At 62.3% G+C, this 12483-nt stretch carries 13 protein-coding genes and 1 pseudogene; 3 read left to right on the top strand and 11 right to left on the bottom strand.

All coding sequences use genetic code 11. From position 1 onward, the window contains the following. Positions 1–84 (top strand): annotated as a pseudogene (locus tag EII23_RS02030) (IS5/IS1182 family transposase); the annotation flags it as partial. 49 nt (positions 85–133) lie between these two features. Further along, positions 134–757: a flavodoxin family protein gene (locus EII23_RS02025; RefSeq protein WP_124791593.1), complete on the top strand. Its 624-nt coding sequence runs from the start codon at positions 134–136 to the stop codon at positions 755–757. A 26-nt stretch (positions 758–783) separates the two neighbouring features. On the opposite strand, the gene EII23_RS02020 is transcribed toward EII23_RS02025, so the two are convergent. The 11 genes from EII23_RS02020 to guaB all read right to left on the bottom strand — a co-directional run bounded on the left by EII23_RS02020 (position 784) and on the right by guaB (position 10710). Then, entirely contained in the window at positions 784–1461 is a 678-nt protein-coding gene (locus tag EII23_RS02020) for a Crp/Fnr family transcriptional regulator (RefSeq protein WP_124791591.1), read from the bottom strand. 46 nt (positions 1462–1507) lie between these two features. Next, positions 1508–3070 carry a polysaccharide biosynthesis/export family protein gene (locus tag EII23_RS02015; protein WP_124791589.1) on the bottom strand — a complete coding sequence of 521 codons (1563 nt, stop codon included), beginning with the start codon at positions 3068–3070 and terminating at the stop codon, positions 1508–1510. Positions 3071–3198: 128 nt separating this feature from the next. Then, positions 3199–3576 carry a DVU3141 family protein gene (locus tag EII23_RS02010; RefSeq protein WP_124791587.1) on the bottom strand — a complete coding sequence of 126 codons (378 nt, stop codon included), beginning with the start codon at positions 3574–3576 and terminating at the stop codon, positions 3199–3201. Between the two features lie 16 nt (positions 3577–3592). Then, entirely contained in the window at positions 3593–4147 is a 555-nt protein-coding gene (locus EII23_RS02005) for a hypothetical protein (protein ID WP_124791585.1), read from the bottom strand. 7 nt (positions 4148–4154) lie between these two features. Further along, entirely contained in the window at positions 4155–4889 is a 735-nt protein-coding gene (gene hisA / locus EII23_RS02000) for a 1-(5-phosphoribosyl)-5-[(5-phosphoribosylamino)methylideneamino]imidazole-4-carboxamide isomerase (RefSeq protein ID WP_124791583.1), read from the bottom strand. Next, on the bottom strand, positions 4886–5542 hold the full coding sequence (locus EII23_RS01995; RefSeq protein ID WP_124791581.1) for a hypothetical protein: 657 nt from the start codon (positions 5540–5542) through the stop codon (positions 4886–4888). The genes hisA and EII23_RS01995 overlap by 4 nt, the downstream gene beginning before the upstream one ends. Beyond that, positions 5542–6141 (bottom strand): imidazoleglycerol-phosphate dehydratase, encoded by a 600-nt coding sequence (locus tag EII23_RS01990; protein WP_124791579.1) that lies wholly within the window; start codon positions 6139–6141, stop codon positions 5542–5544. The genes EII23_RS01995 and EII23_RS01990 overlap by 1 nt, the downstream gene beginning before the upstream one ends. Beyond that, entirely contained in the window at positions 6138–7193 is a 1056-nt protein-coding gene (gene tatC / locus EII23_RS01985; protein WP_260424553.1) for a twin-arginine translocase subunit TatC, read from the bottom strand. The genes EII23_RS01990 and tatC overlap by 4 nt, the downstream gene beginning before the upstream one ends. 2 nt (positions 7194–7195) lie before the next feature. Beyond that, on the bottom strand, positions 7196–7651 hold the full coding sequence (gene tatB, locus EII23_RS01980; RefSeq protein WP_124791577.1) for a Sec-independent protein translocase protein TatB: 456 nt from the start codon (positions 7649–7651) through the stop codon (positions 7196–7198). 9 nt (positions 7652–7660) lie between these two features. Beyond that, on the bottom strand, positions 7661–9193 hold the full coding sequence (guaA, locus tag EII23_RS01975; protein WP_124791575.1) for a glutamine-hydrolyzing GMP synthase: 1533 nt from the start codon (positions 9191–9193) through the stop codon (positions 7661–7663). 59 nt (positions 9194–9252) lie between these two features. Next, positions 9253–10710 carry an IMP dehydrogenase gene (guaB, locus tag EII23_RS01970; protein WP_124791573.1) on the bottom strand — a complete coding sequence of 486 codons (1458 nt, stop codon included), beginning with the start codon at positions 10708–10710 and terminating at the stop codon, positions 9253–9255. Between the two features lie 235 nt (positions 10711–10945). Between guaB and ffh the strand changes: the two genes are divergently transcribed. Then, the gene (gene ffh / locus EII23_RS01965) at positions 10946–12448 is read left to right on the top strand and encodes a signal recognition particle protein (RefSeq protein ID WP_124791571.1); all 1503 of its coding nucleotides are present in this window, start codon (positions 10946–10948) and stop codon (positions 12446–12448) included. The last annotated feature ends 35 nt before the right edge of the window (positions 12449–12483 follow it).

The following is a 12483-nucleotide window of genomic DNA, read 5'->3' as shown; positions in this document are numbered from 1 at the left end:
GCTACGCGCTACGCAAAACGAAGCCTTTCCTTCCTTGCCGCCGTGCAAATCAGGTGCATCTCATTGTGGGCAACTATAATTTGACGACACTATCTAAAGTTTTTGTGCCCGAACCAGTACCCCGGAGGTCTTCATGCACGTTCTCATGCTCAACGGCAGCCCGCACCCCAAGGGCTGTACATACACTGCGCTGTCCATCGTGGCCGCGCAGTTGGAAAAACACGGAATCGAAACGTCCATCGTGCAGCTTGGCGTCAAGCCCGTCAGCGGCTGCATTGCCTGCAATGCCTGCGTCAAGAGCGGCTACTGCGTCTTCAAGGACGACGGGGTCAATGAATGCGTTGACAGGCTCAAGGCCGCAGACGGTTTTGTGGTCGGCTCACCCACGTATTATGCCGCGCCCAACGGTGCCGTGTGCGCCTTTCTTGACCGCCTTTTTTTCCGCAAGAGCGCGGCCTACGCCTTCAAGCCCGCCGCCGCCGTGGTGAGTTGCCGGCGCGGAGGGGCCAGTGCAGCCTTTGACCGGCTGAACAAGTATTTCACCATAAGCCGCATGCCCGTGGTTTCTTCGCAATACTGGAATGCCGTGCACGGCAATACTCCGGAGGAAGTGCGGCAGGATGCCGAGGGCATGCAGATCATGCGCACGCTGGGCGACAACATGGCCTGGCTGCTGCGCTGCATCGAGGCGGGCAGGGCGGCCGGCATCGCCCCTCCTGCGGTGGAGCCCTGGATCGCCACCAATTTTGTTCGCTGAATCGCCTGCCGGGGCAGTGCGGGGCACTATTCGTACACGTCCTGCAATGCCCCGGCATCCGGAACGCGGATACTCCTGCCTTCCATCCGCAACAGGCCCTCCGCCCGCATGGCGGCCAGCTCGCGCGAAAGAGAGGGGCGGGTCACGCCGAGATATTCCGCCATCTGTTCGCGGTTCATGGCCGGGCGCAGGCTTCCGTCAGCCTGGCGGCATTCCAGCAGCAGGCAGGCCAGCTTGCGCCGCAGGGAGCCTGCGGAAAGCAGGGCCACGCGCTGACTGAGAAAAAAGGCCTTGCGGGCGAAGATACCCAGCATGTTCCTGATCAGGCGGGAGTGGACAGAGCAGTTTTTTTCGCAGGTTCCGTAGAAAAAACGGCAGGGAATGCCCAGTACGCGCGCCGTGCTTTCCGCCTCCACGCTGCACCCGTAGCCCGGCCTTCCAAGAAAAACATAGACTTCGCCAAAAAGCTCGCCCGGACGGTCAATGCGCGCGATAACAGCTCTCCGGCCCCCGGAACTGTGGCGCAAAACCGTGACGCTGCCCTCCAGCAGCACATACAGGCGGACGGGCGGGTCGTCTTCGCCGAAGATCTGGCCGCCCTTGGGGTGGAGCTTGTCCTGCGCGCCGCTGCACTCAAGACAAGCGCGCGCATCTTCCATGTTGATGCCGGAAAAAAGAGGCGAATCCGCCAGTGCTCCGTACACGAACGTCCTCCTTTCCCGGCCTTTCGGCCGTATTTTTCGGGGATGCCTACAAGGAGGGCAGGCCCAGCAGCAGGCGCGCGGAAACAACCACCTGCATGATGACCTGCGAGATATCCTTGACAGCCTGCATGCTCTTGGACTCCACCTTGGGCAGGATCATGATCTGGTCGCCGGGCAGGATGTCGTCACTGTCACGGGAAACAGAGCCGTTCTGGCGCAAGACCAGCACCGTGCTCCGGTCGGCGCGGTTGGTATAGCCGCCCGCGCCCCTGATATACTCCTCCGCGTCCTTTTTTTTGCTCCACAGCATGGCCTGCGGGGTCATTACCTCTCCGCTGACCAGCACAACATCGCTTTTGGGCGGAATGACAATGATGTCTCCGTCCTCCAGGGCCAGATCAACCTTGCCCTGATCCTTGTCGAGCACGACAACGCCTTCCGGCTCCACAGCCTTGGCCCGCTCGACAAATTTGGAAACCATTTCGGCCTCCCTGGCGCGAATGGCAGCTTCGTCCGTGCTGGCTGATGCGGCGGTGAGGGCAGTTTCTTCCAGACGGCGCAGAGAATCGGCAATGGCTTTTTTCTGGCGTGCGGCAACACTCTTGCGTTTGATGTACAGGGCGTCCACCTGGGCGCGCTCCGGCTCCACGGCGATAAAATGCAGCACATCCGCAAGGCGCGCGCCGCGCCGCACCGGAAAGCGCGAGGCTCCGCGCACCGCCCCCTGCACCTCGATCATCATGGTGTCGCCCGGCGCATCGGCCACAAACTGGACGCGGTCTCCGTCCTCCAGTTGAAGGTCGCGCAGTTCCCGCAGGGGCAAATAGGTCGTGTAGGGTGCGCCTTTGCGCGTTCCCGTCAGGACAGCGTGCGAGGCGCTGCGCTCCGGACCGGCCAGATCCATGAGAGCCGCGCCTGTGGTCCTGCCCTTGAAAAACTCGAAAGATGCGGCGGTGCGTACCGCACCTGTGGCCGTGATTGCCGGGCCTCTGGGGCCCACCACCAGAGTGTCGCCGTCCTGCACGCGCACCGTTGGCAGTTCTCCCGTGCGGGCGAAGGGATAGAGGTCCAGGCTGGTCACTGTGCTTCCGCCGCGCATCAGGCGGATATCGCGGTAGCTGCCGCGCGTGGGATCAATGCCTCCCGCCTTGTCCAGAAAGCTGAGCAGAGGGTCGGAGGGAAAGCCCGCATACCTGCCGGGCCTGGCCGCCCCGCCGGTGACGAAAACCGCCACAGGCAGGGCGTCTGGCAGCGATGCATGAACCTGAACATCGGCATGCCCCCCGGACGCCATTTTGCCGCGCAAAATTTCGGTCAGCCTGTCGCAGGTCATGCCTGCCACCGGCAGGGAGCCCACACCGGGCACGTCCAGCAGGCCGTCGGGGCCCACGGTGAGCATACTGTCCACAGGGGAAGGGCCGCCCCAGATCCGCAGGGCAACGCGGTCACCGGGGGCCATGAGCGGTTGGGAGGCATTGTCCGCGCTCTGCTTTTGGGGGGAGAAATTTCCCTGAAACAGGTTTTCCGCATAGGGGCGCTCCGCAGCGGCGGGGGAGGCGGCCAACAACACAAGGGCAAGAAGAAAAAGACGAAAGAACGTAGGGGACATGCGGTTTTTCCGGTTTGTGGGCATGGTGGCTGCTCCCGTCGTATGCCTGTGGTTCGCGATGTTGTGTGGAGCAGGCCAATGTCAGGATCAGATCAGAGGGTCAGATCAGAGGCCAGACCAGTGGAAGCTCAGGGACGGGAGATGCCCTGCCCCCAGACGCGGGGAGCCATGCTCCAGCGCCCTGTAGCCTGGTCGCGGCAGATGACTACCACCTCGGCCTCCCTGGGAGCGGCAAGCACCGTGCCCCGTTTGCAGTTTTCGTTTTTTGCGGAAACAAAGTTCTCCTGCACGCTGACGCGCACTTCCCGGCCAAAATCGGGGTCGTCCAGAGTTGTTGTTTCGCCGGGGAGGGCCGTGATCATATAGGCTGTCACCGGTCCGGGGGGCGTTTCCGGCGCAGGCGCGGGAGACGAAAAGCCGCAGCCGCCCATGGGCAGGGCAAGGGCCGCGCCCGCAAGCGCTGCGAGGATCAGGCGGTGCGGCTGTGGAAAGATTTTTGTGTCCATAACGTCATCCTCGTGTTCATTCTGTCCGTATGCTCACGCCCCATGAGCCGTATATGCGCAGGTTCAGTGAAATGTATTTTTCTGCCAGCACTGCCGTGGGCAGGTTCAGGGCAATGCCCTCCAGCCGCTCGCGGTCAAGGCGCGTGAGCCAGCGGGCGGCCTGTCCGCCTAAGGAGAAAATCCGTTGGAAAGGATTGAGCAGAACCGCAGGGCAGGTCTTGTACACATACAGCCCTCCCGCGTTGAGCACAAAGGGAAAAAGACCGCAGGATACCGGCCGCAACGCGCGGGGCAGGCGGCAGCCTTTCCCGGATACAGCCCTGCACCCCCGCGCATCCAGAAAGGCGGTGGACGCATCCAGCAGAAAGAAGTTTTTTTCATATCCGGGAACCATCTGCTCGGGCAGGAGGCGCATGGGGAAAGGCTCGTCAGAGTCCTGCGGGCCGCAGCAATAGCGGCAGAGGCGGCAATAGCCGTTGTACAGCCAGCCTTCCTCCTGCCAGCGCAATGCGCGGCGGCGGCGGAAAATGTGCCGCCAGTACTCCAGATACTCCTCAAGGGGTTTGCCCATCGGCGCGTCACTCCTGGGCCGCGATCCAGGCGTTGGCCTCTTCCAGGCTGAGGCTGCCCTCGTACAGGGCCTTGCCGCTGACAGCCCCGGCCAGACTGGTGGTGCGCGTCAGCGGATACAGGCTCCGGATGTCGTCCATGGTGGCCACCCCGCCTGCGGCAATGACCGGCACACTGGAAAGGCGGGCCAGAGATTCCAGGGCGGGCATATTCAATCCGCTCTGCATACCGTCGCGGCTGATGTCGGTATAGATGACAAAGGCAGCGCCGTCGTTCAGCAGGCGGGGCAGGGCCGCTTCGGCGGTTTGCCCGGCATCGGCCAGCCAACCCCGGCTTTTGAGGCGGCCGTTGTCCGCATCAAGAGAAACGCCGATTTTTCCGGGATGCGCGGCGCAGAGTTCGGCGAATATTCCGGGTTTTTCCAGAGCCAGAGTGCCGATGATCACCCGCGCCACACCGGCGTCCAGATAGGCTTTGGCCGTGGCCGCGTCCCGGATGCCGCCTCCCAGCTGCACGGGGATGGAAAGCGCTGCACAGATGCGGTTCACAATGCGGCTGTTGGAGGGTTTGCCGTCAAAGGCTCCGTCAAGATCCACCACATGCAGCCAGCGGGCTCCACGCTCCTGCCAGGCAAGGGCGGCCTCCAGAGGGTCCTGCGCGTAGACCGTGCTTTCTTCGGCGCGTCCCTGCCTGAGGCGGACGGCCTTGCCGCCCTGAATGTCCACAGCGGGAAAAACAATCATAGCCCAAGCTCCCTGACAGCCTTGCGCATGCCTTCTTCAGCCAATTCTTCCGCTGTGATCCACTGGCCGCCGCGCCGGAAAAAGGAGCCGACGCCGAGCAGGTCGTCCGCCAGTCCGGTCTGCTGTTCCTCAAAAACAGCCCTTTCCTGCACAACGCCACTGTCCACGCGCAGCAGGAAGAATTCCAGGCGCACATGGGCGGCCTGGGTGACCCCTGCCCTGGATCCCTGCCGCTCATGCCAGTTCAGAATCTGCGGCACGAGAAGGAATTGTGCTCCATGTTTCTTCCCGTAGGCGATCCAGTGGGGCAGGGCCTGGGGCTGTTCGGAGGAATGAAAGGATGCCGTGCTCTCAGGCAGGGCCTGACGGGCAACAAATCTGTACGGACGCTTGCCCTGGCCGAGCACATGGCGCAGCCTGACGTCCAGGGCGGGCAGCATTTCCGGAGCAATGCGCCCCTGATTGTCGGGGATGCGCCCGGAAATGAGCTGGCTTGTACCCACGGGTTGGGTAAAAGGCGCAACAGAAACCGCATACATCGGGGAAAGGCTGCGCGGAACCTGGGCCGTCCCGGAAGGGCGGCGGGCACATGCGCCGAGAGCCAGCAAAAGGCAGAGAGCAAACAGCAGGAATATCCGGGGGCGCAACGGCATCAGTCAAGACCTCCCTTGGTACTTCGAACGGTTGTGCCGTGACGGCATATGGCCTGAGCCAGGGCAAGGCCAAGCCCCTTGGCGGCCGATTCCAGCAGGTGGTGGCCGTTTTTGCCGTAGAGAAAATCCACATGCAGGTTGCAGCGCGCGCCGCTGACCAGGGCCTTGTAAAATTCGCGCCAGAGGTCTTTTTCTTCCCCAGCCAGAACAGGCGGCAAAAGGTCGTCGCCGCGCCACACAAGCCAGGGACGGCCCGAAAGATCCAGTGTCACCTCGGCCAGAGCTTCATCCATGGGCACGCGCGCATGGCCCACGCGGGCAATGCCCGCCTTGTCGCCCAGGGCATCGGCCAGGGCATGGCCCAGAGTCAGACCGACATCTTCGGCCGTGTGGTGGGCGTCCACATTCATATCGCCTTCACAGACAAGCTGCAAATCCATGCCGCCCCAGAAGGCGGTCAGGGTGAGCATGTGATCCAGCAGGCCAAAGCCGGTTTTGATGTCGGTTTTTCCCTGGCCGTCCAGAGTCAGGTGCACGCGGACATCGGTTTCCGTACTTGTGCGTTCCCGCGTGGCGCTGCGGGGAGCGGAAAGGTTCATGCTTCCTCCCGTGTCCGGTCTTCATTCTCCGGAGATTCCGCGCCGTCCGTGCCTCCGGCAGGGACTTCGGCCGGTTTGCGGCCAGCGGCCGCCGCCACCCAGATGCTCACCTCATAGAGGATAAGCATGGGACAGGCCATGAGCAACTGGGAAACCACGTCAGGCGGCGTAAGAATGGCGGCCACAATAAAAATGACCAGAATGGCGTAGCGCCGCACCTTGCGCATGGCGGCAGCGGTGACAAGGCCCATGCGCGCCAGAAAGAAGGCAAAAAGAGGCATCTCGAAAACAAGCCCGAAAGCCAGAACAAGCTTGAGCACAAAACTCAGATAGTCGCTGACCTTGGGCATGGCCACGATCTCCTGCGTGGCGAAGCTGACGAAAAAGCTGAAGGCGTACGGAAAAACGATGAAATAGCAGAACGCTCCCCCGCTGGCGAAAAACAGGGCAGACAGGATGGCGATGGGGATGACGTAGCGTTTTTCCTCTTCATACAGTCCGGGGGAGATGAAAGACCATATCTGATGAAACACCACCGGGCTGGCCACAAAGACTCCGGCCACAAAAGCAATGTAGACGCGGGTGAAAAAGCCTTCGGGCAGGGTGGTGTAGATGGCGTGGGAACCTTTGGGCAGCACTGCCAGCAGAGGGTTGACCAGAATGTCGAAAAGGGGATCCACCACCGCCCAGCAGGCCAGAAAGCCCAGGCCCACGGCAATGCAGCTCCGCACCATGCGCGTGCGCAATTCGCCAAGGTGATCCAGAAGGCCCATGGGCCGGTCTTCTTCCTCTCCGTCTTCGCCGTCGTTGCCATCGGCTTTTTCCTTGCTGACCAAGGCATCACTGTCCGAAGGCAGGGGAGGGAGCGGGTCGTCTGCCCGCGCGGAGGCAGAGCCGGAATCATTTGGCGGTTCGGTGGGGGGAGAGGGGGGAAGGGGAGGGGCAGTCCCTTCGTCCGTTGTACCGGAAATGGTCGTTCCGGTTTGTTCCTCCGGCGGGGAAGAAGGAACGGGCGTGCCTTCCGCAGGCTGTGCCAAAGGCTTGGCGCTCATGTTCATCCCTTTTCGTTGGGAGACGCGCAGGACGTCCTTTCTGCCATGTCGGGCGCAGCGGCATGGGGAGTTGTGGCCGCTGCATCACGGGCTTTGGCCAGGGCTTCGGCCAGGGGACTGCCTGCGGGCGGCTCGACCGTTTGCTCTGCGGTTGGCGGGAAAGCGGCGTCCGCAGGCTGGCCCGGAGGGCACGGTGCATCCGTGCCGGCGCAAGCTGTGGCCTCTCTCTTTGTCTGTCGGGCTTCGCGCGCTGCCTGGGCGGCCTCTTTTTTGCGCTGGCGCAGGTCGTCGTCAGCGGCCTCGGCATTGAGGGTGCGCTGAAAGTCCGTGGAAACACGGCGAAATTCCCCCACAGCCTTGCCCAGAGTACGGGAAACATTGGCCAGACTCTTGGGGCCGAGAACAATGAGGGCCACCACCAGAATGACCAGCAATTCCGTGCTGCCTATGCCGAACATGCCCTGCTCCTACTCCCATTCGATGGTGCTTGGCGGCTTGGAGGACACATCGTAGACCACGCGGTTGACGCCCACCACCTCATTGATGATGCGGCCTGACATGCGTTCGATGAGCTCTGCGGGCAGGCGCGCCCAGTCTGCGGTCATGGCGTCCACGCTGTTGACCACACGCAGGGCGATAACGTGCTCGTAGGTGCGCCCGTCGCCCATCACGCCCACGGTCTTCAGGGGCAGCAACACGGCAAAGCCCTGCCAGACCTTGTTGTACCAGCCGGACTGGCGCAGTTCCTGCTGCACGATCCTGTCCGCCTGACGGAGAATGTTCAGGCGCTCTTCGGTCACCTCGCCCAGCACGCGGATTGCCAGTCCGGGGCCGGGGAAAGGATGCCGCCAGACAATGGAATCGGGCAGGCCAAGCTGCTTGGCCACCTTGCGCACCTCGTCCTTGAAGAGCTCGCGCAACGGCTCAATGAGCTTGAGCTTCATGGTTTCGGGCAGACCGCCCACATTGTGGTGGCTTTTGATGACCGCGCTGGGGCCCTTGTGCGATACGGACTCAATGACATCGGGGTACAGTGTGCCCTGGGCCAGAAAGTCCACCTGCGGCAGTTTTTTGGCTTCTTCGTCAAAAATCTCGATGAAGGTGTGGCCGATGATCTTGCGTTTTTTTTCGGGATCTTCCACGCCCTTGAGCCGGCCCAGAAAGCGCTCCTGTGCCTGCACAAAAGTCAGGTTGAGGTCGAACTCGCGCAGAAGCCCGACAACTTCATCGCTCTCCCCAAGGCGCAGCAGGCCGTTGTCCACAAAGATGCAGTGCAGGCGCTTGCCGATGGCCCTGTGCAGCAGCACGGCCACCACCGTGGAGTCGATGCCGCCCGAAAGAGCGCAAACCACATGGCTGTCCCCGGCCTGGGCCGCCATTTCTGCGGTGGCGCGCTCCACAAAGGAAGACATGGTCCAGTCGGGTGTGATCTCCGCAACGCCGAACAGGAAGTTGCGCAACATGCGTTCGCCGTCCGCGCTGTGGTGGACTTCGGGGTGAAATTGCACGGCGTGTATTTTGCGCTTTTCGTCGCTCATGGCAGCCACGTCCAGGCTGGACGTGCACCCGGTGGTCACAAAGCCGGGCGGCGGGGCGAGCACCTTGTCGCCGTGGCTCATCCAGACGCGGCTCGGAAAGGCAATGCCGTCCCACAGGGCGCAGGGCGCGGTGGCAGAGAGCTCCGCCGGGCCGTATTCCCGCGTGAGGGAAGAAGCCAGTTCCCCTCCCAGATGGCGGGCCAGCAACTGCATGCCGTAGCAGATGCCCAGCACGGGCACACCCAGTTCCAGAAAGCCCGCGTCCAGGGCGGGTGCGTCAGCTTCGTCCACGCTGGCCGGGCCGCCGGATAAAATAATGGCCGAGGGCTTCATGGCCGCCACCTGCGCGGCGGTGGTCACGCAGGAGTGGATCTCCGAATAGACTCCGGCTTCGCGCACGCGGCGGGCAATAAGCTGGGTGACCTGCGAACCGTAGTCAATGATAATGACCTTGCTGGGCATATGCGTCCTCGTTGCGGGCGGGCGCGCCTGGAGAAAAGCCTTGCGGCGCGTCGCGGTGGCTAATTTTCCAGACGGTAGTTGGGCGCTTCCTTGGTGATGACCACATCGTGAACATGGCTTTCCCGCAGTCCTGCCGGGGAAATTTCGCAAAACGCGGTATTTTCGAACAACTGCTGCAAGTTGTGCGCGCCCACATAGCCCATGCCGGAGCGCAGGCCCCCCATGAGCTGGTAGACAGCCTCCATGACCGGACCACGGTAGGGCACGCGGCCCACAATGCCTTCGGGCACAAGCTTTTTGCTTTTTTCCTGAAAATAGCGGTCGGAGCTGCCTTCTTTCATGGCGTCTATGGAGCCCATGCCGCGGTAGATCTTGTACGTCCGGCCCTGATACAGAATGGTTTCGCCGGGGCTTTCCTCGGTGCCGGCAAAAAGAGATCCGATCATGATGGAATGGGCACCCACCACCAGGGCTTTGACAATGTCGCCGGAAAATTTGATGCCGCCGTCGGCGATGCAGCAACGATCCATTTCACGGGCGGCACGGCTGGCTTCCATGACGGCGGTGACCTGCGGCACGCCCACACCGGCCACAATGCGCGTTGTGCAGATGGATCCGGGGCCGATGCCCACCTTCACCGTGTCGGCTCCGGCCTGGAGGATGGCTTTTGCTCCTTCGTAGGTGGCCACGTTGCCCGCGATCAGCTGGCAGGAGGGAAAGCTGCCCTTGATGGCCCGTATGGCGTTGAGCACGTTGGCGGAATGGCCGTGGGCCGAGTCAAGCACCAGCACGTCAGCGCCGCCTTCCAGCAGTTGCGCCGCGCGGCTTTCGCAGTCGCGCCCGATGCCGATGGCCGCGCCCACGCGCAGACGCCCGTTGGCATCCTTGCAGGCGTTGGGGTATTTCTGCACCTTGTCAATGTCTTTCATGGTGATCAGCCCGCGCAGGCGGCCCTGATCGTCCACCACCAGCAGTTTTTCGATGCGGTGCTCGTGCAGGTGGCGTTTGGACTCCTCCAGAGACGTGCCTAGAGGAACCGTGACCAGATTTTTGCTGGTCATGACATCGGCAACGCGCACGGCATGGCCGTCTTCCACAAAGCGCACATCGCGGTTGGTAAGGATGCCCACCAGGCGGTCGTCCTCCACCACGGGCAGGCCGGAAACGCGAAAATCGGCCATGAGGGCAAGGGCTTCCTGCACCGTATTGCCCGGCGAGATGGTCACCGGATCCAGAATCATGCCGCTTTCGCTTTTTTTGACCTTTTCCACTTCCAGGCGCTGCCGCTCTTCGGACATGTTCTTGTGGATGATGCCCATGCCGCCCATGCGCGCCATGGAAATGGCCATGGCCGCCTCGGTCACAGTATCCATGGCTGCGGACAGCAGGGGAATGCCCAGGGGAATATCGGGGGTGAGGCGGGTGGAGATGTCCACGGCGTCAGGGGTGATGTCGGAAAATCCGGGAATCAGCAGAATGTCGTCAAAGGTCAGCGCCTTGCCCTGATTGGTGAACATGACTACCTCGTAGTAATCTGAAATAATTGTTGATTTATTGGCGAGCAGCATATCCCTTCACGCAATATATGTCAATGAGCGGCTTTTGCGCTTCTGTCCGCGCGCTTGACGCTGTGCGCCAAACAGACTAGAAAAACTGATTTGCCCAATCCGGACACTGCGGGTGGGCGCTTTTTTTGCGCGGCTGGCAGCGCGTATTCTGCGCGTTGTATCACCTGTCCGGCGGAGTTTTGTCATGTTTGAAAGCCTTTCTGACCGACTTTCCGGCGTATTCCGCTCTTTCGGCGGGCGCGGCCAGCTTACGGAAGAAAACGTGCGCGAAGGCCTGCGCGAAGTGCGCCTTGCCCTGCTGGAGGCGGATGTCAACTTCAGGGTCGCTAGGGACTTTGTGGAAAGCGTGCGGGAGAAGTGCCTGGGGCAGGAGTTGCTGCGGGGAGTGAACCCTGCGCAGCAGGTGGTCAAGATCGTCCATGACGAGTTGGTGGCCCTGCTGGGCGGCGCAACATCCGGCCTCCAGTTGCAGGGGCGCGAACCTGCGGTCATCATGCTGGCGGGTCTGCAGGGATCGGGCAAAACCACGTCTGCGGGCAAGATCGCCAACCTGCTGCGCCGCCAGAAAATGCGCCCCTATCTTGTGCCTGCCGACGTATACCGCCCGGCAGCCATCGAGCAGTTGACGGTTCTGGCCAAGCAACTGGACATTCCCTGCTTCCCCTCCACGGCGGACATGAACCCCGTGGACATTGCCCGCAATGCTCTGGAAGCCGCGCGCGCGGAGCAGGCCACAGTGGTTCTGCTGGATACGGCGGGCCGCCTGCATGTGGACGAGCCGCTCATGCAGGAACTGGAAGCTGTCAAGGCTGCGGTGCAGCCGCAGGAAATCCTCTTTGTGGCTGACGCCATGACCGGCCAGGACGCCGTGACCGTGGCCGAGAGCTTCAACAACCGCCTGGGCCTCACCGGCGTTGTGCTGACCAAGATGGACGGCGATGCGCGCGGCGGCGCGGCCCTCTCCATCCGCGCGGTCACCGGCGCGCCTGTCAAGTTTGTGGGCACGGGCGAGAAGCTGTCGGAGATGGAGGTTTTTCATCCTGACCGTATTGCGGGCAGGATTCTGGGCATGGGCGACGTGCTCACCCTGGTGGAAAAGGCTCAGACCGCCATTGACGCCGAAGAGGCCGAGGCTCTGGCCCGCAAGATGAAGCAGGCCACCTTTACTCTGGAAGATTTTCGCACCCAGATGCGCCGCATCAAGAAAATCGGTTCTCTGGACAGTATTCTCAAGCTGATTCCGGGCCTGGGCGGGCTGCGGGAAAAACTGGCCGAGGCCGGAGGGGCCGTGCCCGAAAAGGAATTGGCGCGCACCGAAGCCATCATCAATTCCATGACCATGGCCGAACGCCGCAATCCCGACATTCTGAACGGCAGTCGGCGCGCGCGCATTGCCAGGGGAGCGGGGGTCACTGTGGCTCAGGTGAACCAGCTTGTGCGCCAGTTTGAGCAGATGCGGCAGATGATGAAGGGCATGATGGGCGGCAAGGGCATCAAAATGCCGCGCATGCGCGGCATGCCTCCGGGCATGGGAATGCCGGGGGGGCTTCCCGGCATGGGCGGTCTTCCCGGTATGGGGCTGCCGGGCATGGAGGGCATGGGGCTGCCGCCCGCGCGGCCGGGCAAAGGCAAAAGTGCCGCCAAGAAGCGCAAAAAGAAAGAGCGCCCCAAGCGCGGCAAAAAGTAGCGCGTATTTTTTTGACTTGCCCTTTTGGGGGCGCA

This window comes from Desulfovibrio sp. OH1186_COT-070 (assembly GCF_003860215.1).
GTDB lineage: Bacteria > Desulfobacterota > Desulfovibrionia > Desulfovibrionales > Desulfovibrionaceae > Desulfovibrio.
This window is presented reverse-complemented; position numbering and strand designations above follow the sequence as displayed.

Excerpts from the sequence above, each read along its gene's own strand:
- EII23_RS02025 (WP_124791593.1), top strand. The coding sequence starts at position 134 with ATGCACGTTCTCATGCTCAACGGCAGCCCGCACCCCAAGGGCTGTACA.
- EII23_RS02015 (WP_124791589.1), bottom strand. The coding sequence starts at position 3,070 with ATGTCCCCTACGTTCTTTCGTCTTTTTCTTCTTGCCCTTGTGTTGTTG.
- EII23_RS02010 (WP_124791587.1), bottom strand. The coding sequence starts at position 3,576 with ATGGACACAAAAATCTTTCCACAGCCGCACCGCCTGATCCTCGCAGCG.
- EII23_RS02005 (WP_124791585.1), bottom strand. The coding sequence starts at position 4,147 with ATGGGCAAACCCCTTGAGGAGTATCTGGAGTACTGGCGGCACATTTTC.
- hisA (WP_124791583.1), bottom strand. The coding sequence starts at position 4,889 with ATGATTGTTTTTCCCGCTGTGGACATTCAGGGCGGCAAGGCCGTCCGC.
- EII23_RS01995 (WP_124791581.1), bottom strand. The coding sequence starts at position 5,542 with ATGCCGTTGCGCCCCCGGATATTCCTGCTGTTTGCTCTCTGCCTTTTG.
- EII23_RS01990 (WP_124791579.1), bottom strand. The coding sequence starts at position 6,141 with ATGAACCTTTCCGCTCCCCGCAGCGCCACGCGGGAACGCACAAGTACG.
- tatC (WP_260424553.1), bottom strand. The coding sequence starts at position 7,193 with ATGAGCGCCAAGCCTTTGGCACAGCCTGCGGAAGGCACGCCCGTTCCT.
- tatB (WP_124791577.1), bottom strand. The coding sequence starts at position 7,651 with ATGTTCGGCATAGGCAGCACGGAATTGCTGGTCATTCTGGTGGTGGCC.
- guaA (WP_124791575.1), bottom strand. The coding sequence starts at position 9,193 with ATGCCCAGCAAGGTCATTATCATTGACTACGGTTCGCAGGTCACCCAG.
- guaB (WP_124791573.1), bottom strand. The coding sequence starts at position 10,710 with ATGTTCACCAATCAGGGCAAGGCGCTGACCTTTGACGACATTCTGCTG.
- ffh (WP_124791571.1), top strand. The coding sequence starts at position 10,946 with ATGTTTGAAAGCCTTTCTGACCGACTTTCCGGCGTATTCCGCTCTTTC.